Source organism: Micromonospora foliorum (assembly GCF_022229015.1).
GTDB classification, from domain to species: Bacteria; Actinomycetota; Actinomycetes; order Mycobacteriales; family Micromonosporaceae; genus Micromonospora; species Micromonospora foliorum.
Window position 1 is genome coordinate 18,168 of sequence record NZ_JAKKFF010000071.1, and the last position, 21,906, is coordinate 40,073.

Annotated in this window: 26 protein-coding genes; 13 read left to right on the plus strand and 13 right to left on the minus strand. The window is 70.5% G+C overall.

All coding sequences use genetic code 11. From position 1 onward, the window contains the following. Nucleotides 1-21 precede the first annotated feature (21 nt). Nucleotides 22-606 carry a GNAT family N-acetyltransferase gene (locus tag PSH25_RS06570; protein WP_238658130.1) on the minus strand — a complete coding sequence of 195 codons (585 nt, stop codon included), beginning with the start codon at nt 604-606 and terminating at the stop codon, nt 22-24. Continuing rightward, a complete protein-coding gene (locus tag PSH25_RS06575) occupies nt 606-1,859 on the minus strand; it encodes an MFS transporter (RefSeq protein WP_238658131.1) in 1,254 nt (417 codons plus the stop codon). Before PSH25_RS06575 ends, PSH25_RS06570 begins: the two co-directional genes overlap by 1 nt. A gap of 126 nt (nt 1,860-1,985) precedes the next feature. Here PSH25_RS06575 and PSH25_RS06580 point away from each other — a divergent pair, with 126 nt between their 5' ends. The 8 genes from PSH25_RS06580 to PSH25_RS06620 all read left to right on the plus strand — a co-directional run bounded on the left by PSH25_RS06580 (nt 1,986) and on the right by PSH25_RS06620 (nt 7,048). Beyond that, complete coding sequence (locus PSH25_RS06580) at nt 1,986-2,915, plus strand: LysR family transcriptional regulator (protein ID WP_238658132.1); 930 nt, start codon at nt 1,986-1,988, stop codon at nt 2,913-2,915. Between the two features lie 183 nt (nt 2,916-3,098). Next, nucleotides 3,099-3,509 (plus strand): ArsR/SmtB family transcription factor, encoded by a 411-nt coding sequence (locus PSH25_RS06585; protein WP_238658133.1) that lies wholly within the window; start codon nt 3,099-3,101, stop codon nt 3,507-3,509. Then, nucleotides 3,509-3,997, plus strand: coding sequence for an SRPBCC family protein (locus PSH25_RS06590; RefSeq protein WP_238658134.1), 489 nt, complete (start codon nt 3,509-3,511; stop codon nt 3,995-3,997). Before PSH25_RS06585 ends, PSH25_RS06590 begins: the two co-directional genes overlap by 1 nt. A gap of 4 nt (nt 3,998-4,001) precedes the next feature. Then, complete coding sequence (locus PSH25_RS06595) at nt 4,002-4,562, plus strand: dihydrofolate reductase family protein (RefSeq protein ID WP_238658135.1); 561 nt, start codon at nt 4,002-4,004, stop codon at nt 4,560-4,562. A gap of 200 nt (nt 4,563-4,762) precedes the next feature. Then, a complete protein-coding gene (locus PSH25_RS06600) occupies nt 4,763-5,224 on the plus strand; it encodes an HNH endonuclease (RefSeq protein ID WP_238658136.1) in 462 nt (153 codons plus the stop codon). Nucleotides 5,225-5,327: 103 nt separating this feature from the next. Beyond that, entirely contained in the window at nt 5,328-6,095 is a 768-nt protein-coding gene (locus tag PSH25_RS33585) for an arsenate reductase/protein-tyrosine-phosphatase family protein (protein ID WP_274527073.1), read from the plus strand. Then, nucleotides 6,092-6,493, plus strand: a complete 402-nt coding sequence (locus PSH25_RS06615; protein ID WP_238658137.1) for a VOC family protein — start codon at nt 6,092-6,094, stop codon at nt 6,491-6,493. The genes PSH25_RS33585 and PSH25_RS06615 overlap by 4 nt, the downstream gene beginning before the upstream one ends. A gap of 258 nt (nt 6,494-6,751) precedes the next feature. After that, nucleotides 6,752-7,048, plus strand: a complete 297-nt coding sequence (locus tag PSH25_RS06620; RefSeq protein WP_238658138.1) for a PNPOx family protein — start codon at nt 6,752-6,754, stop codon at nt 7,046-7,048. A gap of 70 nt (nt 7,049-7,118) precedes the next feature. On the opposite strand, the gene PSH25_RS06625 is transcribed toward PSH25_RS06620, so the two are convergent. Together PSH25_RS06625 and PSH25_RS06630 are read right to left on the minus strand one after the other, a co-directional pair. Then, the gene (locus PSH25_RS06625; RefSeq protein WP_238658139.1) at nt 7,119-7,895 is read right to left on the minus strand and encodes a maleylpyruvate isomerase family mycothiol-dependent enzyme; all 777 of its coding nucleotides are present in this window, start codon (nt 7,893-7,895) and stop codon (nt 7,119-7,121) included. A 133-nt stretch (nt 7,896-8,028) separates the two neighbouring features. Beyond that, nucleotides 8,029-9,180 carry an FAD-dependent oxidoreductase gene (locus PSH25_RS06630; RefSeq protein WP_238658140.1) on the minus strand — a complete coding sequence of 384 codons (1,152 nt, stop codon included), beginning with the start codon at nt 9,178-9,180 and terminating at the stop codon, nt 8,029-8,031. A gap of 21 nt (nt 9,181-9,201) precedes the next feature. On the opposite strand from PSH25_RS06630, the gene PSH25_RS06635 reads away from it, so the two are divergent. After that, a complete protein-coding gene (locus tag PSH25_RS06635) occupies nt 9,202-9,894 on the plus strand; it encodes a TetR/AcrR family transcriptional regulator (protein ID WP_238658141.1) in 693 nt (230 codons plus the stop codon). Between the two features lie 204 nt (nt 9,895-10,098). On the opposite strand, the gene rox is transcribed toward PSH25_RS06635, so the two are convergent. Then, complete coding sequence (rox, locus tag PSH25_RS06640) at nt 10,099-11,622, minus strand: rifampin monooxygenase (RefSeq protein WP_274527074.1); 1,524 nt, start codon at nt 11,620-11,622, stop codon at nt 10,099-10,101. A gap of 197 nt (nt 11,623-11,819) precedes the next feature. Further along, on the minus strand, nt 11,820-12,539 hold the full coding sequence (locus PSH25_RS06645; protein ID WP_238658142.1) for a TetR/AcrR family transcriptional regulator: 720 nt from the start codon (nt 12,537-12,539) through the stop codon (nt 11,820-11,822). Between the two features lie 86 nt (nt 12,540-12,625). On the opposite strand from PSH25_RS06645, the gene PSH25_RS06650 reads away from it, so the two are divergent. Next, nucleotides 12,626-13,489 (plus strand): NmrA family NAD(P)-binding protein, encoded by an 864-nt coding sequence (locus PSH25_RS06650; protein WP_238658143.1) that lies wholly within the window; start codon nt 12,626-12,628, stop codon nt 13,487-13,489. A 16-nt stretch (nt 13,490-13,505) separates the two neighbouring features. Here PSH25_RS06650 and PSH25_RS06655 read toward each other — a convergent pair whose 3' ends face one another. The 3 genes from PSH25_RS06655 to PSH25_RS06665 are packed head-to-tail and all read right to left on the minus strand — an operon-like array spanning nt 13,506 to nt 16,071. Beyond that, nucleotides 13,506-14,288, minus strand: a complete 783-nt coding sequence (locus tag PSH25_RS06655) for an ABC transporter permease (protein ID WP_238658144.1) — start codon at nt 14,286-14,288, stop codon at nt 13,506-13,508. Nucleotides 14,289-14,319: 31 nt separating this feature from the next. Then, nucleotides 14,320-15,078, minus strand: coding sequence for an ABC transporter permease (locus tag PSH25_RS06660; protein WP_238658145.1), 759 nt, complete (start codon nt 15,076-15,078; stop codon nt 14,320-14,322). Between the two features lie 15 nt (nt 15,079-15,093). Beyond that, nucleotides 15,094-16,071, minus strand: a complete 978-nt coding sequence (locus PSH25_RS06665; RefSeq protein ID WP_238658146.1) for an ABC transporter ATP-binding protein — start codon at nt 16,069-16,071, stop codon at nt 15,094-15,096. A 112-nt stretch (nt 16,072-16,183) separates the two neighbouring features. Between PSH25_RS06665 and PSH25_RS06670 the strand changes: the two genes are divergently transcribed. Then, a complete protein-coding gene (locus PSH25_RS06670; RefSeq protein WP_238658147.1) occupies nt 16,184-16,660 on the plus strand; it encodes a hypothetical protein in 477 nt (158 codons plus the stop codon). A gap of 18 nt (nt 16,661-16,678) precedes the next feature. Here the strand turns inward: PSH25_RS06670 and PSH25_RS06675 are convergent, their stop codons facing one another. Further along, nucleotides 16,679-17,662: a helix-turn-helix domain-containing protein gene (locus PSH25_RS06675; protein WP_238658148.1), complete on the minus strand. Its 984-nt coding sequence runs from the start codon at nt 17,660-17,662 to the stop codon at nt 16,679-16,681. 102 nt (nt 17,663-17,764) lie between these two features. Here PSH25_RS06675 and PSH25_RS06680 point away from each other — a divergent pair, with 102 nt between their 5' ends. Beyond that, nucleotides 17,765-18,340, plus strand: a complete 576-nt coding sequence (locus PSH25_RS06680; protein ID WP_238658149.1) for a maleylpyruvate isomerase N-terminal domain-containing protein — start codon at nt 17,765-17,767, stop codon at nt 18,338-18,340. A gap of 154 nt (nt 18,341-18,494) precedes the next feature. On the opposite strand, the gene PSH25_RS06685 is transcribed toward PSH25_RS06680, so the two are convergent. The 3 genes from PSH25_RS06685 to PSH25_RS06695 form a co-directional block, all read right to left on the minus strand. Then, the gene (locus tag PSH25_RS06685; RefSeq protein WP_238658150.1) at nt 18,495-19,784 is read right to left on the minus strand and encodes an MFS transporter; all 1,290 of its coding nucleotides are present in this window, start codon (nt 19,782-19,784) and stop codon (nt 18,495-18,497) included. A 155-nt stretch (nt 19,785-19,939) separates the two neighbouring features. After that, the gene (locus PSH25_RS06690) at nt 19,940-20,482 is read right to left on the minus strand and encodes a GNAT family N-acetyltransferase (RefSeq protein ID WP_238658151.1); all 543 of its coding nucleotides are present in this window, start codon (nt 20,480-20,482) and stop codon (nt 19,940-19,942) included. 32 nt (nt 20,483-20,514) lie between these two features. Further along, on the minus strand, nt 20,515-21,003 hold the full coding sequence (locus tag PSH25_RS06695; RefSeq protein ID WP_238658152.1) for a DnaJ family domain-containing protein: 489 nt from the start codon (nt 21,001-21,003) through the stop codon (nt 20,515-20,517). 230 nt (nt 21,004-21,233) lie between these two features. On the opposite strand from PSH25_RS06695, the gene PSH25_RS06700 reads away from it, so the two are divergent. Further along, nucleotides 21,234-21,884: a LysE family translocator gene (locus PSH25_RS06700; RefSeq protein WP_238658153.1), complete on the plus strand. Its 651-nt coding sequence runs from the start codon at nt 21,234-21,236 to the stop codon at nt 21,882-21,884. The last annotated feature ends 22 nt before the right edge of the window (nt 21,885-21,906 follow it).

The following is a 21,906-nucleotide window of genomic DNA, read 5'->3' on the forward strand; positions in this document are numbered from 1 at the left end:
CTTCAGCCGGCGTGAGGCCGGTTACTGGCGCATCCCACCCTGTGACGTGCTGGTCCCGGCCCGCCACTCGTTCGCCAGGATCGCGAAGACGAGCTGGTCGGCCCACTCCCCCTTGAACAGGTAACTTGCGACATGGCGAGCCTCCTGCCGCATGCCGAGTCGAGTCATCAGCCGGGCCGACGCGGCGTTGCGACCGTGGCACCGGCCGTAGACGCGGTGCAGCCCGACCTCGGTGAAACCCCAGTCCAGCACCGCGGTGGCGGCCTCCGTGGCCAATCCGCGACCGCCGTGGTCGGGGTGGAAGACAAACCCGAGTTCGGCGGTACGGTCGGTCTGGCTGCGCCACACCAACTCCACGATCCCGATCACCCCGGCGTCGGTGACCGCGGCAACCGTCAGGCAATCACCCTCCGCGCGCCACGCGTCCTCGCCCGCCATCGCGAGCACCGACACCCGCGACTGCTCACGGGTACGCGGCTCGGTGCCGAGCATCCAGCGCACGACGTCGGGCCGGCGCTGATACGCGTACACGTCGTCGAGGTCGTCGATCGTGACCGGGCGCAGGACGAGCCGTGCGGTGCGGATCGGGTAGGTCGGCTGGAACATCACGCGATCGTAGAGACCCGCGCGGAGTGCTCCGGTGCCGGTCGACAGGCGTGCGGGTGGCGGGGCAACAGCAGCGGGCTCGCGAAGATCATCAGCCCCGCGACCGTGATCGCCGTGCGGGGGCTGGTGGCCTGCGCGAGCAGCCCACCGAGCGCGCTGAGGATGGCGATGGTCGCGCTGCTGCCGATCGACCAGGCCGAGAGGGTACGGACGACGCGATCCCTCGGCGTCTGTTCCAGGCGGTAGGTGGCGAGCACCGGGTTGTACAGGCTCATGCTGATGATGATCGCGAACTCGACGGCGATCACCGTGGCGAGACCGACGACGCCGGGCTGGACGGCGGCGAGGCCGATCAGCCAGATCGCCCGCAGCGTGCCCACAACGCGGATGATGCGGTGTTGGCCGTGACGCGCCACGACCCGACGGGCCAGACGTGACCCGATGAGCCCGCCGACGCAGGGCACGGCGAAGGCGAGGCCGTACTGCCAGGGCGGAAAACCCAGCTCGCCGAGCAGGAGCACCGCCAGCAGCGGCTCGGTGGCCATGATCAGCCCGCCGACCAGCAACTGGTTGAGGTAGAGCGCCCGCAGGCCGGGGTGGGTGAGCAGGTGCCGCCAGCCGTCCAGCAGCTCACCGGCCCGGACCCCGGCTCTGCCGGTGCGCCGGAGGTCTTCCTCGTGGCCACGAATGGCCGTGATACCCAGCGCGGAGAGCAGATAGCCGAGCGCGTCGGCCACGATGGTGACGACCGGCCCGAACAGGCCCACCGCTGCGCCGCCCAGCGGCGGCCCGAGCGCGATCGCGCTCCAGGTCGTCGACTCGAACCGCGCGTTCGCCACCAGCAGGTCGTCCGGTCGGACCAGGGTCTTGAGGAAGGCGCCGCCGGCCGCGTTGAAGGCGATCTTGGCGGTGGCGACCACGGCCGAGACGACAAGCAACTGCCCGAAGCTGAGCCGGCCGAGGGCGTACGCGACGGGGATCGTCAGCAGAACCGCGAACCGGGCCAGGTCCATCGCGATCATCACCTGCCGCTTGCGGTGGAACTCCACCCACGGACCGAGCGGCAACGCGAGCAGCGCGCCCACCGCCGGCCCCAGCGCGGCCAACACGGACACCTGTGCGGGGCTGGCCCGCAACACCAGCACGGCGATCAACGGCAACGCGCCGAACCCCAGCCCCGAGCCGTAGGCGCTGACCGCGTACGACGCCCACAACCACCCGAACCGCCGACCCAGAGATCGCCTCCCGGACAAGCCCGCACCTCCCGCTGCAACAACTCACCGTTGACCGCCGCGATCAAAGCAAGCCCGGTGACCATGGATCAAACAACCGCATGTGCGGCGCGGCACAACCAGACGTTGTGTCAGTAGGGTTGCCGGGTGAATCTCGACGCCGTCCGCACCTTCGTCGCCGCCGCCGACGCCGGCCAGTTCCAGGACGCCGCCACCGCGCTGTCGATCACCCAGCAGGCCGTCTCCAAGCGCATCGCCGCACTGGAGAAGGACCTCGGGGTACGGCTGTTCACCCGCACCGCGCGCGGCACCCACCTCACCGTCGACGGTCAGACGTTCCTGCCGCATGCCCGTGAACTGCTCCGGGCCGAGGCGCGCGCCGACGCCTCCGTACGCCCCGGCCGACGGGCACTGCGCGTCGACGTGCACAGTCGACGGATCGCACCGGCGGTGCTGTTGCAGGATTTCCACCGCGCGCATCCCCGCGTCGAACTGGACGTCGTCACCCTCGACGCCGACGTGCACGCCGCGATGGCCGCCGTCGAGGCGGGGACGGTCGACGCCACCTTCCACGCCGTCACCGTCGCCGCGCGCCACCTGCCGGACGCGATCAGGACCACCCGGGTGATCGACGAGCACCACGAACTGCTCGTCGGCCCACGCCACGCGCTCGCCAACGCCCGCACCGTCACGCCCGCACAGCTCGCCGAGCACCGCATCTGGATGCCCGGCATGGCCCCCGGCACCGAGTGGGCCGACTACTACGACGAACTCGCCGCCGCGTTCGGCCTCACCATCGACCTGGTCGGGCCGGTCTTCGGCAACGAGGCGCTGCTGGCCGAGATCGCCGACTCCGCGGAGCTGGCGACCCTCGCGGGCGAACGCACCCGGTACCTCTGGCCGGACAGCTACGACCTGCGGCGCATCCCGGTCCGCGACCCGGCGCCCATCTACCCCCTGTCACTCATCTGGCGCGACGACAACCCGCACCCCGCGCTGCGCGCACTGCGCGACTACCTCGACTCCCGACGGGAGCAGGCGCCCGACATCGAGGTCTGGCTGCCGCCCTGGGGATAGCCCTCAAGCGCGTACGCGGCGACTACCCCCGGGCAGGTCGGTCCGGTAGCTCCACGCGGCGTCGATCGCGTCGAGCGGACATCGTTGGACCCCGACCTCCAGGTCGCCGCGATGTCCCGGCGTGTTGACACGCGTTCATCCGGCACTACATTTAACGTGTTGGTTAAGTGACTGGAGGCTCTGGTGTCGGGCAGCGATCAACTCAGCGCGGTGTTCTCGGCCCTCGCCGACCCGACTCGACGGGCGATTCTCGCCGAGTTGGCCGACCGCGACGCCACGGTCACCGAGCTCACCGCTCCCCTCCCGATCTCGATGCCAGCGGTGTCGCGGCACCTGAAGGCGCTCGAGCGCGCGGGGCTCATCTCCCGTACCCGGTCGGGGAAGCTGCGGATGAGTCGCATCGAGGCCGCCCCGCTGCGCGAAGCGGCCGAGTGGATCGAGCGCTACCGGCGGCTCTGGGACACGTCCCTCACCCGCCTCGACGCCCACCTCGCGGCCGTGCAGGCCGCCGGTCGCGCAACGGACCAAACGGCCCACGACCCGGCGATTCCCGACAGGAAATCCCCGGACAAGGCTCACGACAAGGAGAATTGATGGACAGCGACAACCCGCCAATCGTCATCTCGCGCGTGGTGGACGCGCCGCGGGAGCTGGTCTACCAAGCTTTCACCGACCCGGACCACCTGGCGGCATGGTGGGGGCCGATCGGCAACTCACTGCCCCGCGAGGAGATGGAATTCGACGTCCGCCCTGGCGGCTACCAGCGGTGGACCGAGGTCTTCCCGACCCAACCCGGACTTCGAGTCGAGGTCCACATCGAGCTCACCGACGTCGTCGATGGCGAACTGCTCGACGGCATCGCGCACGTCACCGGGCAGCTGCCGGACGGCCTTCAGCCGCACGAGACAAGGATGCGGGTCGAGTTCCACGACGAGGCCGATGGACGGACGCGACTCGAGATCCGTCAGTGGCTCCCCGAGCAGCTGGTCGCCCCCGCCGGCCAGGGTTGGAACGAGGCCTTGTCCAAACTGGACGCGACACTGCGGAACGCCCACCCCGTCGCAGTCGACGTCGAGGTGTAGCGCCGTGGCCAAGCTGATCTACGTGACCAACGTGTCCCTCGACGGTTACATCGAGGACGAACACGGCAGGTTCCACTGGACCCCACCCGACGACGAGTACCTCGCGTTCATCACCGACCTGGTTCGGCCCATGGGCACCTACCTCTACGGCCGGCGTCTGTACGAGTCGATGTCCCTCTGGGAGACCGACCCTGCCCTGGCCGCACATTCGAAGCTCACGGCCGACTTCGCCGACGTCTGGCAGGCAGCGGACAAGGTCGTCTACTCCACCACGTTGGACGCGACCTCGACCGCCAGGACCCGGCTCGAAAGAAGCTTCGACCCCGCCTCGGTACGCGCCATGAAGGCCTCGGCCACCAGCGACCTCACCATCGGGGGCGCACACCTCGCGGCGCAGGCGTTCCGGGCCGGGCTGGTCGACGAGTGCCACCTGCTGATCCACCCGATCCTCACCGGCGGAGGCAAGCCGGGGCTGCCCAGCGGCACCCGAGCCGGCCTGGAGCTACTGGGCAATCGCCGACTCAGCAATGGTGTGGTGTACGTGCACTACGGCGTCCGCACCTGAGACGGTCGTCGGCGTCACCGACCCGGACGTGTGTCGGTGACGCCGGCGGAGCGCCGAGCCCGAAACAGCAGACCCACCGCCCAGCGCTGGCGTGGACAGCACGGCCGGCCACCGGCCCGAGCGCCACCATTCGCCGAGCAGGCACCCCGGCGTGTCCGGCGTCGCTCGACCGCCCTGCGCCACCTGGGTACGGTGACACGGTGCTCTCGGCCGTGAAGGGTCTGTCCCGGTACCACACCGAGGAGTCGCTGCGCGCCCACCTGCTGGAGCGCTCACACCGCACCGAGAACGGCTGCCTGGTCATCGAAGGCTACGGGCGGCGACGCGGGGTGCACCAGAAGGTCGCCGGCCGCGCGTGGGCGCACATCGCCGCGTACGTCGTCCTCGTCGGCGGGTACGACCCCGCCCTCGACGTCGACCAGACCTGCGGCGCCGCCGACTGTATCGAGCCGACACATCTGCGCCAGCTCAGCCGGGCCGAGGCCTGCCGCAGCCGGAACCAGCCGGCACGGTGCCGCAACGGTCACGACCGTGAGCTCGACCCGGCGACCGGCCGGTACCGACGGGTCTGCCGGGCGTGCAACCGGGAGGCTCAGCGCCGGTGGCGTGAACGCGAGGCCGCCGAGGTAGCCCAGGCCCGCGCCTCGTACGGCCGCTCGTAATCTCAGCCCTCCGTCCGCTTACCCCGGGCGTCGGCGACTTCGACCGTGGCCGCATTCCCGCTCAGTCCAGATCGATCAATCTGGTTTGATGTATCTTCGGGTCATGGGGCCACCGAGTCACACCGCGCCGCCGTTCGTCCGGCTGGCCGCACACCCGCTGCGCTGGCAACTGCTGACCGCACTCGCCCGCAGTGACCTGCGGGTCCGCGAACTGGCCAGTCTCCTGGCCCAGCCGCAGAATCTGGTCTCCTACCACCTACGGCTACTGCGCGACGGCGGCCTGGTCACCGTCACCCGCAGCAGCTTCGACGGCCGCGACAGCTACTACCACCTCGACCTCGACAGCTGCGCCCACGCGCTGGCGGCCACCGGCACCGCTCTGCACCCCGCCCTGCAGGTGGGCAGCACTCCACCGGCCCCGCCGGTCCACCCGCCGCGAACCGTGCTGTTCGTGTGCACGGGCAACAGCGCACGTTCCCCCATCGCCGAAGCCCAGCTCCGACACCACACCGCCGGCCGCGTGCAGGTGACCAGCGCAGGAACCCGCCCCCGGCCGCAGTTGCACCCCCATGCCGTACGGGCGCTGCGCGACCACTTCGGTGTCGACGTCGCGAGCCGGCACCCGCGGCACCTGGACACGCTCGCCGGCCGCCGCTTCGACTATGTGATCACCCTGTGCGACAAGGCCCGAGAAGTCTGCCCCGATTTCGGTAACCCGGCCGGCCAGCTGCACTGGAGCGTCCCCGACCCCGCCGCAGCCGGCGCCCGGGACGACTACCCCGCCTTCCTGCGGGTTGCGACCGACATCGACACCCGCGTGCGGCATCTGCTGCCCGTCCTCGCCACCGAACCCCAGGAGACCAAAGCGTGAGCACACCCGAGCAGTACGTCAGCGTCCGCTACCTCGTCGACGATGTGCACGCCGCCGTCGACTTCTACACCGCCCACCTCGGTTTCCACCTCAGGACCAGCGCCGCCCCGGCCTTCGCCGACGTGGTCCGCGGTCCGCTACGACTGTTGCTGTCCGGACCCGCCAGCTCCGGTGCCCGCGCCACTCCGGACGACGCCACCAGCCCCGGCCGCAACCGCATCCACCTCATCGTCGACGACCTGGACGCCGAGATCGACCGGCTCCGCGACGCCGGCCTGTCGTTCCGCAGCGAGCTGGTCTCCGGGCCCGGCGGCCGTCAGATCCTGCTCGCCGACCCCGCCGGCAACCTCGTCGAACTTTTCCAACCCGCCCGCGAAGCCACCCCCGCCAACACCTGAACCTCAGTCGCACCTCGCCGCCGGTCTGTGGGTCGATGACTTGCCGGGCGATTAATCCCGCGCGTACACCATCCTCAGTCGTTACGCACAAGAACTGTCATTATGGTGCATGGCCGGTTCGCACCTTTTGTGGCAGGTATTTATTGGATTATCGGTAATAAGAATCCAATAAATACCTTGGAGGAGCAGGCCGAGCCACTGGCGGCGTACGTCGGCTTGAGGAAGAGCGGGCGGGCCCGCTGCTGTTCGGGGTGCGCCATGGCACTCAGGGCGAACGGCCGGGCCCGCGTCTCCACTCGCCCCAAGCTGCTGTCGCAGCTGGCCGCCGCGGGCAAGCCACTGGCCAGCGCGCTGGTGCTGGGGATCGAGGAGGTCTACCCGCACTGCCCCAAGGCGCTGCTGGGTGGCGGGGCTTGGAAGCCGGAGCAGTGGCTTGCCGACGGACGCCTAGCCGAACTGGCCGAGGTGACGCTGGCCCGGCTGCGGATGCCGGTGCCGACGACCGCCGACATCGACCAGGTGGAGTCGGACTTGCTGAAATACCGCTACGAGTGACGGGCTGGGTACCCCACCGCCTTGCGCCGAGGTGGAGGTCGGCGCACGGCGGTGGGTCCGTCGTCGGGCCCTATTCCTCCGGATCCCACGCGATCAGCTGGTCGAGGACGCGCCGGTCGCCGTCGAGCTGCAGGGAGTCCATCGTGATGCGGCCGTAGAAGAACATGACCAGCTCATTGGCCGTGCCCCGGGCGGAGACATAGGCCACCTCCGGGCCCTCGACGTCGGCCGGCGCGGAGATCCGGGCGGTCCGTGCGCCGTCGGCGGAGAACCAGAGCCGCCAGGAACGGCCCTCGGTGGCGTGGTAGTCGATGACCGCGGGTTGGTGCGGCCACGCGCTTGTCGTCGCTACGCAGGTGGTCACGAACTCGTCGACACCGTCGAGCGCCACCTCGCCCGGCAACGGCTGCGGGGCGCCTACGGCGACCTGGGCGTCATAGGTGTGCACGGCGACCTGCTGAAGCTGGTGCCGGGCAACGGCACCAGCCGTCTGCGGCGACTGCGAATCACCCCACCACGTCCAGCAACCACGATCCGGGCCGGCCTTCCGCAACGCGGCCAGCAGTTCCTCCGTGGACGCGGCGAACCAGGCCAGCAGGGCCTCGTGCTCCCGGGGCGCCACCGGGGCGGAGATGGCCGGCGGAGCGTCGGCGGGCCCCGCGGCCACGATGGCGGCCCACTTACGGCGCCCCTCGCCCAGGTGCTGCACCAGGTCGTACAACGTCCACTCGGGGCAGGTCGGCACCCGCACGTCGAGGCTGGGTGCCGCGGCGACCGCCGTCCGGAAAGCGATCGATCGATCGTCCATCAGCCGTAACAGGTCAGCGAACGCCAGAGTCTCTTCCACCGCGGCTTTGTACCACCCCCCTCCCGACAACCGACAGTGGATTTCCCCCAGGCCCTGGCGGCGGGGCAACGCGGAAAATCCGTTGCCCGGCGGGCCCTGCCGTACCGCCCGTGACGCCACGGCGAGCTGTTGGTCAGGATGGCTGGACTTGGTCGAAGAGGGCGAGGGCTTCGGCGGGGTCCGGGCTTACGAGGCGTTCCAGACCGGCCGTCGTGATCTTCGCCCACCTGGCGGCCCGTGCCGACATCTGTTCCTCAAAGGTGCGGACGGCCTCGTCGAGATCTTCCGGGTCGGCAGCGATGGACTCCGCAAGCTCGGCACCGTCCAGCATCGCGAGGTTCGCGCCTGCTCCCAAGGGTGGCATCAGGTGGGCGGCGTCGCCCAGGAGCGTCACCCCGCGGACGTGGGCCCAGGTGTGGGATGCGGGCAGGACATAGAAGGGACGGTGGATGAAAGAGGTGCCGTGGCCGAGCAGGTCGAGAACAGGAGCGGCCCAGCCGTCGAACAGAGCCAAGATGCCCGATCGCGCTGCCTCGACGTCAGCCAGGTCCAGGTCCGCGTGCCAGTCCAGCGGCGCGCGGAGCTTGGCGTACACCTTGACGTGACCGCCGCTGTTGCGCTGGGCGACGAGAGATCGGTTCACGCCGTACACGGCCACCGAACCGTCGCCGATCAACTGGGCGAGCTCAGGGTGGCGGGTGTCGACGTCGTCGATGGAGGTCTCGACCGAGGTGACGCCGGTGTACTGCGGCGTCACCGGCGAGACTGCCGGGCGGACCCGGGACCAGGCGCCGTCCGCGCCCACCACGAGATCGAACGTCTCCTGCCGCCCGTCCGCGAAACGAACCAGTGCGCCATCCCCGGTCCCCGGCACCACCTGTGCCACCTCTCGCCCCCACTGCACGTCGAGAGAGTCGAGCAGCAGGTCGCGGAGTTGCCCGCGGTCGATCTCCGGATTGGCCCGCTCATCCGGACCGGGTCGCCAGTCTCGCAGAACGGTCCCGGCAGCGTCCAGGATGCGCATGGCCTGCCCCTCGGGACGAGACAGCGTCTGGAACTCCGCCAGGAGTCCCGCCTTGTCCAGTGCCAGCTGGCCCAGCTCTTCGTGCAGGTCCAGCGTGCCGCCCGGAGGACGGAAGTCGCGCGCGGGATCGCGTTCAAGGACGGTGACGGGGTAGCCGTGGCGGTGCAGCACACGGGCAAAGGTAAGGCCGGCAGGGCCGCCCCCGACCACAGCGATACGGCGTCTCATAGCAATACACCGTATCGCTCCTTTAAAATGCATCGCAACAGTTAGGAGGTGACCATGACCGTGTGGGACCGGCCGGAGCCGCCGAATCCCCCCGTGCCGCTCGACCGGGAGCAGATCATCGCCGCCGCCATCGCGCTGGCCGACGAGGGCGGGCTGGAAGCGGCGTCGTTGCGCAAGGTCGCCGCCCGGCTGAACGCCGGCCCGATGCGGCTGTACGGTCACATCTCCACCAAGGACGAGCTGTTCGACCTCATGGTGGACGCCGTCGACGCCGAGATTCTCCCCCGGGAACAGCCCGGTGACTGGCGGGAGGCGCTGCACGTCCACGCCCACCGCACCAGGCAGGCCGCTCTGCGTCACGAATGGCTGGCCGACCTGCTCGGCGGCCGCCCGACCCTGGGCCCGAACGGCCTCGCCGTGACCGAGGCCAAGCTGGCCGCCCTCGACGGCCTCGCCGACATTGAAACCGCCATACGCGCCGTGGAAACTGTCAGCGCCTACGTCACCGGCGCGATCAGGCGCGAGATCGCGAACCTGCGGGCGGAGCGCGCCACGGGCCTGTCCAAGCGCGACTGGCAGCGCGCCTCCGGCCCGCACGTGACGAAAATGTTGGCCACGGGCCGCTTCCCGGCACTGACCAAGGCCGTGCACAGCGGCACAGAGATGGACGCCGAAAAGTCTTTCGCGACCGGCCTGGACTGGGTCCTCGACGCCGTGGCCACCAAACTCACCCGACCACCGGCGTAACGCTCAACCGATCGATCGCCCAGCTCAGGGGGTCAGACCTGTCATGCGGTAAGTCTGCCGGCATCAGCAAGGCGATCGATCAAGTGCTGGATCAGTGGTGACGCGCCGGCAGACGGCGAGCTGGCCGTCTGCCGGCGCATCGGCAGGCGTCCCGCAGCCAGCACGGCGACTGCTTCTCACCGACAGGCCCGTGCGGGGCCGAGATCAGTGGGCGGGCGTGCCGAACCAGCGGGCGAGGTGGTCGTCCAGATCCTGCTGGTCGTCACCGATCCAGGCGACGTGGCCGTCGGGGCGGAGCAGGACGCACGGAACGTCCAGTGCGGCAGTGGGGTCCGCGAGGTGGTCGACCCGGTCTGACCAGCCGCCGACGGTGAGGCGTTCGGTGCGGTCCAGCAGTAGGCCGCGGCCGCGGTGCAGCAGTCCGTAGAGGTGACCCGGTTTCACGTCGATGTCGGGCAGGCGGCGACCGAGCAGGTCGGGGCCGACGCCGAAGTCGTAGCGGATGCCGATGGCGGTGATCTTCTTGAGCAGGTGGAGGTTCACCTCGTCGAAGTCCATCAACTCGGTGAGCAGCCTCCGTACGGCCTGTGGGCCCGGCTCGGTGGACAGCAGTTCCGTCTGGGTCCGGGTGTTGTCCAGCACCTCCTCGGCGACCGGGCGTCGTTCGGCCTGGTAGGTGTCCAGCAGTGTCTCCGGCGCCCAGCCGCGGATCCGCGCGGCCAGTTTCCAGCCGAGGTTGAATGCGTCCTGAACGCCCAGGTTGAGGCCCTGTCCGCCGATGGGGGGATGGATGTGCGCGGCGTCGCCGGCCAGCAGCACCCGTCCGACCCGATACCGTTCGGCCAGCCGGGTGGCGTCGCCGAAGCGGGACAACCAGCGTGGGGAGTGCACGCCGAAGTCGGTGCCGGCGATGGCGCGCAACTGTTGTTTGAAGTCCTCGAGGGTGGGCGGTTCGGCGCGGTCGGTGACCCCGGCGGCGGGGACCAGGACGCTGTAGACCCCGACGCCGGCGGGCCGGAGCCAGAATCGCTGATGGGTCTCGCGGATCTCGGCCACCCTGGCGGCGATCTCCTCCTGCGGGACGCCCACCCCCATCTCGCCCATCAGGCTCTCGGTCCGAGCCGCCTCGCCGGGAAAGCCGACGCCGAGCAGTTTGCGCACGGTGCTGCGCCCACCGTCACAGCCGACGAGATAGCGCGAACGCAGCTGCTCCCCGTCGGCCAGCTCGACGGTCACACCGTCGTCGTCCTGCTCGACACCGGCGACCGCGCAACCGCGTCGGACCTGCGCTCCCAGTTCGATGGCGTGTTCTTCGAGGAGACGTTCGATGACCGGTTGCGGGATACCCAGCAGGTAGGCGTACCGGGGATCCAGGCCCTTGGGCGCGGGCTTGGGGATGGCGGCGAAGAACGCGCTGGCCGGACGCTTACGCCCGTGCGGGAGGATGCGATCCAACAGCCCGCGCATCGCCATCAGTTCCAGACTGCGAATGTGCAGACTGACGATGCGCACGGCCGACGCCGGCTCGGTCTCCTTCTCCAGGACGAGTACCCGTACCTCGTGTAGCCGCAGCTCGGCGGCGAGCATCGCGCCGGTCGGCCCGCACCCGGCGATGATCACGTCGAACGTGCGGGGCGCGTGGTCGGTGCTGGAGGCCGACGATGTGGGGAGGCCGCGGACGTCGCCCACAGTGGGGGCCGGCTCGGCGGTGAATTGCGGAGGGTGCATAGGTGTTGCCTCTCGGGAGTGCCGTGTTGGCAAGGCGCTCCCGGCGACACCTACGTCAATCGCCCGACCGTGACGGCAAGGGGGAGCACCCACATCGCTACAACGTTCATGGGTCTCACCTCCTCGGGCGGTGTCGCGGTCGAGTGCAAGCTATATCCCCGGGCACGGTCCCGTCGAGTTCTTTCCCGGCCACGTGATCACGGCTTCAGGCGAGTCAGCGATCGCTGGAGCCACTCGGCCATCAGCGCGCGCTCGGCGTCGGTGAGCCCCGGGAGGTCGGGCAGCACCGTCGCGAAGGTCACGGCGACCGCGTTCGTCGTCGTGTCGGGTGTCGCCGGGGTTGTCACCAGGATGCTGCTGAGCACGGCGTCGAGCATGGCCTCGCCCAGACCGGGGTCGCGCTGGTCGGTGGGCGTTCCCAACAGCGTGAGGATGGTTCCGTTGCCGGCGGAGTGGATCATCATGAGCGCGCGCTCTTGGTCGACCCGGAGGAGGCCGGCTGCGGCGAGTCGCCGGACGCGGCGACGGAGCACGTCGAGGCCCGCGACCGTTGCCGGCGAGGGTACGCCGCTCCCCCGCGTGGCGATCAGCGCGTACAACTCGGGGTTTGTCAGGCCGAACTCCACGTGCGCGCGCCACCCGGAGCGCAGGTCCGCGACCGGGTCGCCGGTCGCGCTGTCCGCGGCGACCGATTTGCCGCTGACGTAGGTGGCCATGACGTGCTCGGCGACGGCGTCGATGAGGCCGTCCTTGTCGCCGAACAACCGATAGATGGTCGGTGCCTGTACGCCGGCGGCCTGGGCGACGGCGCGCGTCGTCACCGCGTTCGCGCCCTTCTCCCGCAGCAGTTGGGTTGCTGCCGTGACGATGCCCGCACGGACGTCGTCGCGGGATGTCGTGTCCTGCGTCGTCACCATGAATCAATGCTAACAGCGCCTTGTTAACCTCGGAATATCGGTGCTAACGTCAGGGCCGTAACGCCGATAACAAGGGAGTGTTCATCATGTTCGTCGTCACCGGTGCCACTGGTCACCTCGGGTCCCAGATCGTCGACCGGCTGCTCGACCGGCTCCCACCCGACGCCGTGGGCGTGAGCGTGCGCGACGTCGACAGGGCCGCGGGCCTCGCCGAGCGTGGCGTGCGGGTGCGCGCCGGAGACTTCACCGACCCGGCCACGCTGGAGCACGCCTTCGAGGGTGCCGACAAGGTCCTCGTCGTGTCCGCCGCCATCCGCGGCGCCGGCGCGGTCGTCGCGAACCGCGCCGCCATCGACGCCGCGCACGCAGCGGGAGCCAAGCGAATTCTGTACACCAGCCACCAGGCCGCCTCCCGGGACTCGCTGTTTGCCGCCCAGCCCACGCACGCCGCGACCGAGGAGCACCTGGCCGGGCTGGGGGTTCCCTTCACCGCCCTACGCAACGGGTTCTACGCGAGCACGCTCAGCTTCTCCATCGGTACGGCGCTGGAGACCGGTCAACTCGTGGCGCCGGCGGACGGCCCGGTGTCCTGGACCGCGCACGCCGACCTGGCCGAGGCCGCAGCCATCGCCCTGACCGAGGAGGGCCTGCTCGACGGCATCACGCCGGCGCTGACCGCGGCGCAGGCGCTCGACCTCGAAGCGGTGGCCGGCATCCTGAGCGACATCACGGGCCGCATCGTCACCCGCGTCGTCGTCACCGACGACCAGTGGCGGGCGGCAGCCATCGAGCGGGGCATGCCCGCGGCGGCGGCCGACTTCACCCTCGGCCTGTACCAGGCGGCGCGACGCGGAGAGTTCGCCGTCACCGACCCGACGTTGCAGACGCTGATCGGTCACCGCCCGACCTCCGTCCGCTCGGTGCTCGAGGCCATCGTCGCCCGGCGATGACCCGATCGAGCGCCGGTCAGCGCAGCATCGCCCGGGTCATTCGGCGGGTGGCGACGTACATCGCGACCGAGCCGAACGCGAGGAGGTAGGCCACCGGGATCAGCAGGTCCCAGCTCAGGTGGCCCAGAGCGGGTTCCCGGACCAGCTCGATGCTGTGGTAGAGCGGCAGCGCCTGGATCAGGGGCCGCACCGCCTCCGGATAGACCGACAGGGGATAGAACGTCGTCGCGAACAGGTACATCGGCAGCATGAACAGCTGGATGTACTGGAAGTCGGGGAAGTCGCGCAGGTACGTCGTGACGGCCAGGCCGCCGGCCGCGAACGCGTACGAGATCAGCAGCGACGCCGGTAGGGCCAGCAGCACCCAGGCCGAGGTGACCAGCCCACCGACGGCCATGAGAGTGAGGAAACCGATCGACGTCAACAGCCCGTTGATCATCGCGCTGGTCACCTCACCGACGGCGATGTCGGTGACCGAGAGCGGTGTCGGCAGGATCGCCTCGTAGGTCTTCTCGACCCGCATCCGGATGAATACACCAAAGCTCGTCTGGTTGAACGCCGTGTTCATCGCCGTGGTCGCCAGGATCGCCGGGCCCACGTAGGCGGCGTACGGCACATCGACGCCGGGGACCGTGCCGACGAGCATCCCGACGCCGACACCGATCGACAGCAGGTACAGGATCGGTTCGACGAGCGCGTTGAGCAGCGGCGTGACCGACCGGCGGTAGATCATGAAGTTGCGCTCGATGAGCGCCAGGGCCCGGCGTCTGGTCCAGGCGGGTACGGCGACGGTGGTCATGGTGTCTCCCCGAGGCTCTGGGCGTGGGCCGTCACGGGTGCAACCGTCGGCGGTAGGTGACCCGGGCGACCAGGAAGCCGCCGATGGCGAGCGTCAGCAGGTAGGCGATGTGGACGGAGCTGCCGGTGATCGTCGCCGTGCCGAGGCTGAGCGTGCGGCACAACTCCACCCCGTGCCACAGCGGCAGCAGGTAGGACACCGGTCGGATCCACTCGGGTAGCTGCGAGACCGCGAAGAACGTACCGGAGAACATGTAGAGCGGCATGATGACGAAGCGGAACACCGTGTCGATGTGGCGCAGCTTGCGGACGCCGACCGCCCACGCTGCGGCGGGTGCCGCGAACGCGACCCCGGTCAGCGTCGCGCCGAGCAGGGCGCCGAGGGCCCACCATCCCCCGATCAACCCGAACGCGGCCATCACCACGATGAAGGCGCCGCTGGCGATGAGCACCCGGAAGGTGATGAAGAGCAGGTGCCCGGCGGCGAGCTGCTCCGGCCTCAGCGGCGTCGGTGTGGCGCTCCGGTACGCCCCGAAGCCCGCGGCCCGGGCGACCCCCGCGGATCCTTCCAGGAACGCGTTCTGCATCGCGGCGGCGGCCAGCATGCCGGGGGCGAAGAACGCCGCGTAGGAGACGCCGGCGATCTGGGCCGGCGCGTTGTCGTCGACGAGGGCGCCCAGCCCGGCGCCGATGCCGATGAGGAACAGCAACGGGTTCAGCACGTTGATCACGATCGAGCCGCGCCAGGTGCGCCGGTAGAGCGTGACCCAGTATCGGAAGACGCGAAGCACCAGTGGTCTCCCCTGCTACTCGATCAGCGATCGGCCGGTGAGCTTGAGGAACACGTCCTCCAAGGTCGCGCGGCGGACCAGCGCGGTGAGCGGCGTGAGCGACATGGCGTGCACCGTGGCGAGGGCGGCCTCACCGTCGGCGGTGTAGACGAGCACCCGGTCGGGGAGCAGTTCGACGCGGCCCTCGGCGTCGGTGCCGCCGGTGGCCAGCACCGACGTGCGCAGTTTCTCCGCCGCGGTGTCCCGTTCGTCGAGGCGGAAGCGGAGTTCGAGAACCTCGCGGGTGGCGTACCTGTGGATCAGTTCCTGGGGTGAGCCCTGCGCGACGATCCGGCCGTGGTCGACCACGACGAGCCGGTCGCAGAGCTGCTCGGCCTCGTCCATGTAGTGGGTGGTGAGGATGAGTGTGACGCCCTGCTGTTTGAGCTGGAAGAGCCGGTCCCACAGGATGTGTCGGGCCTGCGGGTCGAGGCCGGTGGTCGGCTCGTCGAGCAGGAGGATGTCCGGTTCGTTGATCAGTGAGCGGGCGATGGTCAGCCGCCGCCGCATGCCGCCGGAGAGCGTCTCGACTTGGTCGCCGGCTTTCTCCTGTAGCTGGGCGAAGTCGAGCAGCCGGGTCGCGCGCTCCCGGATGACGGCCCGCGGCAGACCGAAGTACCGCCCGTAGATGTGCAGGTTCTCCCGCACGGTGAGCTCGTTGTCCAGGTGGTCGTCCTGCGTCACGACGCCCAGCCGGGCGCGGATCTCCGGCCCCTGTTTCATCGGGTCCATGCCCAGCACACGCAGGCTGCCGCCGCTGATCGGCGACGTCGCGGCGATCATCCGCATGGTGGTGGACTTGCCGGCGCCGTTGGGGCCGAGAAGCCCGAAGGACTCCCCCCGTTCGAGCGCGAAGTCGATGCCGTCGACCGCGCGGAACTCCGGTGTGGACCCCCGCGCTGGATAGACCTTCGTCAGATCTCTCGCCTCGACCAGCGGATGTGTACTCACCACGGCAGCCTAGGGAAATTCGACAGGGAAGTGCAAGATCCGAGCAGGTGTCTGTAATTTTTGGACGCCGCTTGGATTTGACCCTCGACCGGGTCGAGGCCCGACCATCGGGGACATGACCGACCAAGCGACCGCCGACCCGACCATGACCCGCATCATGGACGCCGTACAGCTCGGCCGCAGCGGCGCGCCTGCCCCGGCCCGTGAGCTGCTCACCGCGTTGTGGGACGAACTCGGCCCCACCGGCGACGCCCTGCACCGCTGCACCCTGGCGCACTACCTCGCCGACCTGCAGGACACCACCGAGGCGGAGCTGAGCTGGGACGAACGTGCCCTGGCCGCCGTGTCCCAGCTGACCGACGAACGCGCCCAGCGACACCTGCCCTCGCTCCAGGTCCAGGCGTTCCTGCCGTCGCTGCACCTCAACCTGGCCGACTGCCACCGGCGCCTGGGCAACGTCGGCCAGGCCCGGGAGCACCTCGCCCGGGTGGGCGAACACCTCGCGGGGCTGCCGGACGACCCGTACGGCGAGAGCATCCGCGCCGCGGTCCGTGACTTCGTCGCCGACGATCCCACCGACCGCCGGGGGTAGCGCGGTCGGTCCGGCCGGTCACCGGTCCTGGTGCGCGACGGCCCTGCGGTACTCCTGCGGTGAACGTCCGTAGTGGGCACGGAACAGGCGGCTGAAGTGGGCCTTGTCCTGGAATCCCCAACGGGCGGCTATGGCATGGACCGGCTGCCGCGACAGCGGGTTGCCGAGGTCACGCCGGCACTGCTCCAGGCGCTTGGCGCGGATGAGTTCGGCAACCGTCGTCGCCTCCGCCTCGAACAGGCGGTGCAGCGACCGCAGTGAGATGTGGTGGGCGGCGGCGACGCCACGAGGGCTGAGCTCGTCACTGTCGAGGTGGCGGTCGATGAAGTCGACGACGCGGGCCCGCAGCGTGGTGTGCCGGGCCTCCGGTGACAGGGCGTCCTCGAGGTCGAGGTACTGGGCGAGCGCGGCAGTGAGCAGGTCCAGCGCCACATTGCCCAGGATCTCGGCCTGGGCCGGCTGGAACTGCTCCGGGTGCGCCGCGATGCTGCGCAGGTGGTGGGCCAACAGCCCGCCGACGCCGAGGTGCGACGGCATCGGCGTGGCCAGCAGGCGGCGGAGCCGGTCCGGTGCCAGGGGCAGCGCCGCGTGGGGTATCTGCACGGTGATCGTGGTGGCGGGACCGTGGCTGGCCGCGCGGTGCCGGGCGATGTGCGGCCGCGCGGTGTCCAGGAGCGTGAAGTGGTTGGCGGCTTCGAGCGTGGACTCGGTGCGGTCCTGAATCAAGGTGCTGCGACCCGTCAGTGGTAGCGCGAGTTGGTACACGTCCCCCTCGGCTCTGCGGACCAGTTTCGCGGGCCGGGTCGAGTCCAGCGACGGGTACCGCAGCGAGGTCATCCGCAGGCGGCCCAGATCGATGGCCTGGGCGTACGCGACGAAGTTGTCCAGGTGCCCGCTGCTGATGTGCGCGGGCGCGGTCTCCTGAGCGACCAGGGCGTACCAGAACTCGAACCGCTCCGCCGGCGGCAACACCGTCGTGTCCACCACCAGGTTGGGCAACACTCTGCTCGCCTCCCCCGCATGCGAGGATGGATTCTTGCATGCCTCGGACCTCTGTACCCATGATGGGATTCCCACTCCCGGTGCTCCCCGGCGGTTCGGCGAATGTCCGCGGTGACCGGCGCCGACCTACGGGAGGCGGCCGACGAGATGACCCGGGTGCTGCTGCCACACCGGGACCGCGACTGGTCGGTGCCGGCCGGCTCGCTGACCTGGAGCTGCTGGACCACCTCGGCGCACGTCGCGCACGACCTCCTCGGGTACGCGGGCCAGGTCACCGGCCGCCCGGATGACGGCTATCTGCCGTACGACCTGCGGGTCTCCCCCGACGCGAGCCCGGCGCAGGTGCTCACGGTGGTGCGGGCCTGCGCCGGGATGCTCGCCGCCGCCGTCGACGCCGCCCCGCCGGACACACGGGCGTGGCACTTCGGTCCGTGCGATCCGGCCGGCTTCGCCGCCATGGGGGTCGCCGAGACCCTGCTGCACACCCACGACATCACCCTCGGTCTCAATGTGCCGTGGCAGCCGCCGCAGCGGCTGAGCGCGTTGGTGCTGCGGCGACTCTTTCCGGACGCCCCGCCCGGGGCGGCACCCGAGGTGCTGCTCTGGATGACCGGCCGCGGTGAGCTGCCCGGCCGGGCGAGGCGCACGTCCTGGAGTTGGCGGGCCGCAGTCGACTGACTCGCCCCAGCGTCGAGGGGGTGGGTGGTCGCCCGTCGGGCGACCACCCACGTTGGAGCGTCAGGGTCAGGTCCAGCTGATGCCACGGTTGCGAACGCTGCGCATGCCCTTCTCCTCTCCCCTCGGTGACGGCCCCCGTGCCCGCCAGGTGACCTCAGAGTCGGCCACGGCCTGCTTCGGCGGTAGGGATGTGGGTGTTCGGGATCGTTCGGGTTTGTTCGACCGGAGACTCGAACGTCACAGGTGTGGGGGCAGGTCGCCGCGGCCACAGCGGCACGATGGCGAGGACCGCCACCGCGCCCGCCAATCCGCTGAACCCGATCACGGTGGTGGCCGGCCACCGGTCGGCGGCCAGACCCGCGAGGACCATCGCCGTCCCCTGTAGCCCACTGAGACCGGTGATGGCCACCCCGAACGCGCGTCCCCGGTACTGCGTCGGCACCGCGCGGCCGAACAACGCGTTCAGGGGGATGGCGAAGGCGCTCGCGGCGCCGGCCAGCACCAACAGCAGGAGCATCATCCACAGCGGAGGGACGAGCCACGCCACCGTCAGCACCCCGGCCGACATCGCGGCCAGCGGCAGGATGAGCCGTGGCCGGGCCGCCGGTGGACAGAAGCGGGTGAGGGCGACCCCGCCGAGTGACATCCCCAACGGCGCTGCGGCCAGCAACAGTCCGACAATGCCGGCGCCGCCGCCGTACTGTCGGGCCAGCGGTGCCATCAGCCCTTCGGCTGCGTAGGTGAAGGCGCTGGCCGTCCACAGGACGAGAACGTAGGACCGCAGCCGGGAATCGGCGAAGATCACCCGCAGGCCGACTGCCCGGCCCTGGCCGGTCGGGTTCGACGGCGGTCGAGGCGCGGGGCGGGCACGCACGCCGATCCTGATCAGAAGAGCGGAGAGCAGAAAGGTGCCGGCATCCACCAGCAGGGCACCGCGCAGCGACAGCAGCGCCACCAGAGTCCCCCCGACGGCGAAGCCGACCACCTGCACGATCTGGGCGCAGATGTTGTCCACGCCGTTGGCCACCGCGTAGCGGTCGCCGTCGAGCACATCCGGCATCAACGCCGCCCGCGCCGCCACGAACGGTGGCCGCATCAGGTTGACCACGAAGAGGAGCACCACCAGAGCCGGCGCGGGAAGGTCCGGCAGCGCCGCCAGCGGGATGAGCGCCGCGCGGCCAAGGTCGCACGCGATCATGACGCTTCGCCGGGGGAACCGGTCGGCGAGACCGGACAGCAGCGGTCCGCCGGTGAGCCAGGCCAGGTAGGAACTGGCGTAGGCGGCCGCCGCCAGCGCGGCCGAGCCGGTTTCGGTGAAGACGAGGTACGCCACGGTCACGGCGGTGAGCTGGTCGCCGGCCAGGGACAACAGGTACGCACCGAACAGGTGGCGGTATTCGCGCACCGCGAACACCTCGGCGTACGTCGCGGCGCGCTCGCTCACCTCGCCCCGTCCCTCCCGCGCCGCCGGTCGTGTGGGGCGCTCGGGCCAGACCGTATCCGCGTTCGCGTCGTCGGGGCCGGGAGCAGGCGTTCGGATCTGTTCGGATCCGTTCGCGACAGGTTCGGACGGCCGGCGCGCAGAGGCGTGCTGCCCGGCTAGCCGGCGGCGAGTGAGTGCCGGTGGCCGTCGAGCGGGAAGGGCGGCCGGGCCGGCAACACCTCCTGGAACACGAAGCCGGACTTCTGCGCCACCCGGCAGGACGCCTCGTTGTCCACCTGGTGCAGCAGGTCGAGACGGGTCAGCCCGGGGAACCGGTCGAACGCCCAGCGGCTCAGCGCGGTGACCGCGCGCGGGGCGACGCCGCGACCGCGTGCCCACGACGCCGTCCAGTAGCCGACCTCCGGCGCCGGGCGCTCCGGCGTGACCCCCTTGAGCACCACGTTGCCTACCAGCCGAGCGCCGTCGGCCTGCTCTTCCAGGACGGCGAAGCTGTACCGCCGGCCGTCGGCCCAGTCCCGCAGCGCGCCGTCGAGCCACCGCCGGGCCTCGGCAGTGGTGGTCACCGGGAATCTGGTCCAGCGGCGCAGCACCGGATCCCGGTACGCCTGCACCAGCTCAGCCAGGTCGTCGGCGCACCAGGGGCGCAGGGCGACACCCGGCGTCGACGGCGTGCCGGGTGTCCGCGATTCGATGAGCATCGGCACAGTCTGCCGTGGTCGTGGCGCCGGGGTCAGCCCCGACGGCTACGCCACCGTCGCCACCAGCTGCGGCGGGGGCGGCGCGGCGGCGTCACGACGGTCGCCGGTTCGGGGGCGGTCGTGGTGACCTCGGGCCGGGCCCGTTCGGCGCGCCAACGGCGGACCACGTCATCGGCGTTGACCGGCCGCACCACCACCCGGGGGCCGTCGGGGTTGCGCAGCCACGCCACGATCTGGGCGTTCAACTGCGCCACGAAGTCGCGGACGGACTCCTCGGTGGGCAGGTCGCGGACCTCGTCGGGGACCTGCTCGATGCGTCGGCGCAGTTGCAGCGACGTGGGCAGGAGCAGGTCGCTGGGCAGTGCCTCGCGCTCCAGGAAGCTCTTGATCCACCACGACTCGTCGTACGGCGCCCCACGACCGGGGATCGGCTTGCCCATGCCGGGCAGGTTGTCGAACTCGCCGCGCTGAACGGCATCCTGGATCTTCGCCTCCACGGACGCTTCCCACGCCTCGGTCACCGTGCGGCACCTCCCTGGCCACCGTAACGCGCCCCCTCCGGCCGGCGACGCGCACTTGTCAGGGGTCAGCGCGCCCGCCACGGTGAGCATTCCCGCCGACGATGCCGCCGTCGCACCAAAACGTGAGTGGATCACCCCGGATCGCAGGCCACGGCCTGCCAGGTGGCCCTGGGTTGGGATGTTCATCCCGATTACGGTCGGTGTGGGGACTACCGAACGGGGGACGCGTCATGGTGGGTACGGGTGCACTGCTGGGCATCGCGTTGGTGGCGTTGGGGCTGGTGCTCACCCCCGGCCCGAACATGGTCTACCTGGTGTCCCGCTCGGTGGCGCAGGGCCGCCGGGCCGGGCTGATCTCGCTGCTCGGGGTGGCCGCCGGATTCGGCGTCTACCTGGCGGCGGCGGTCGCCGGCCTGGCCACCGTCTTCGTCCTGGTGCCGACGCTGTACGCGGTGGTGAAGCTCGCCGGTGCCGGCTACCTGCTCTGGCTGGCGTGGCGGACGCTGCGTCCGGGCGGGCACTCGCCGTTCACGCCCGCGCCGCTGCCGCCGGACCCGCCCCGGCGACTGTTCACCATGGGTCTGGTCACCAACCTGCTGAACCCGAAGATCGCGATCCTCTACGTGTCGTTGCTGCCGCAGTTCATCGACCCGACGCGCGGGCACCTGGCCACGCAGAGCCTGCTGCTCGGTCTGACCCAGATCGCCGTCGCACTGAGCGTGAACGCGCTGATCGTGCTCAGCGCCGGCTCGCTGGCCGGGTTCTTCGCCCGCCGGCCGGTGTGGCTGCGGGTGCAGCGGTGGGTGACCGGCACCGCGCTCGCGGCGCTGGCCGTGCGTATCGCCGCCGACCGCTCGCGTGCGGCGGTCGCCACGCCCTGACCCGGGCGGGCAGCGTCCCCGG

What these genes read in the sequence shown, in the direction of transcription:
- PSH25_RS06690 (WP_238658151.1), bottom strand. Translation starts at nt 20,482, where the DNA reads ATGCTCATCGAATCGCGGACACCCGGCACGCCGTCGACGCCGGGTGTC.
- PSH25_RS06645 (WP_238658142.1), bottom strand. Translation starts at nt 12,539, where the DNA reads ATGGTGACGACGCAGGACACGACATCCCGCGACGACGTCCGTGCGGGC.
- PSH25_RS06635 (WP_238658141.1), top strand. Translation starts at nt 9,202, where the DNA reads ATGACCGTGTGGGACCGGCCGGAGCCGCCGAATCCCCCCGTGCCGCTC.
- PSH25_RS06620 (WP_238658138.1), top strand. Translation starts at nt 6,752, where the DNA reads ATGGCACTCAGGGCGAACGGCCGGGCCCGCGTCTCCACTCGCCCCAAG.
- PSH25_RS06650 (WP_238658143.1), top strand. Translation starts at nt 12,626, where the DNA reads ATGTTCGTCGTCACCGGTGCCACTGGTCACCTCGGGTCCCAGATCGTC.
- PSH25_RS06670 (WP_238658147.1), top strand. Translation starts at nt 16,184, where the DNA reads ATGACCGACCAAGCGACCGCCGACCCGACCATGACCCGCATCATGGAC.
- PSH25_RS06655 (WP_238658144.1), bottom strand. Translation starts at nt 14,288, where the DNA reads ATGACCACCGTCGCCGTACCCGCCTGGACCAGACGCCGGGCCCTGGCG.
- PSH25_RS06700 (WP_238658153.1), top strand. Translation starts at nt 21,234, where the DNA reads ATGGTGGGTACGGGTGCACTGCTGGGCATCGCGTTGGTGGCGTTGGGG.
- PSH25_RS06680 (WP_238658149.1), top strand. Translation starts at nt 17,765, where the DNA reads ATGTCCGCGGTGACCGGCGCCGACCTACGGGAGGCGGCCGACGAGATG.
- PSH25_RS06630 (WP_238658140.1), bottom strand. Translation starts at nt 9,180, where the DNA reads ATGCATTTTAAAGGAGCGATACGGTGTATTGCTATGAGACGCCGTATC.
- PSH25_RS06590 (WP_238658134.1), top strand. Translation starts at nt 3,509, where the DNA reads ATGGACAGCGACAACCCGCCAATCGTCATCTCGCGCGTGGTGGACGCG.
- PSH25_RS33585 (WP_274527073.1), top strand. Translation starts at nt 5,328, where the DNA reads ATGGGGCCACCGAGTCACACCGCGCCGCCGTTCGTCCGGCTGGCCGCA.
- PSH25_RS06570 (WP_238658130.1), bottom strand. Translation starts at nt 606, where the DNA reads ATGTTCCAGCCGACCTACCCGATCCGCACCGCACGGCTCGTCCTGCGC.
- rox (WP_274527074.1), bottom strand. Translation starts at nt 11,622, where the DNA reads ATGCACCCTCCGCAATTCACCGCCGAGCCGGCCCCCACTGTGGGCGAC.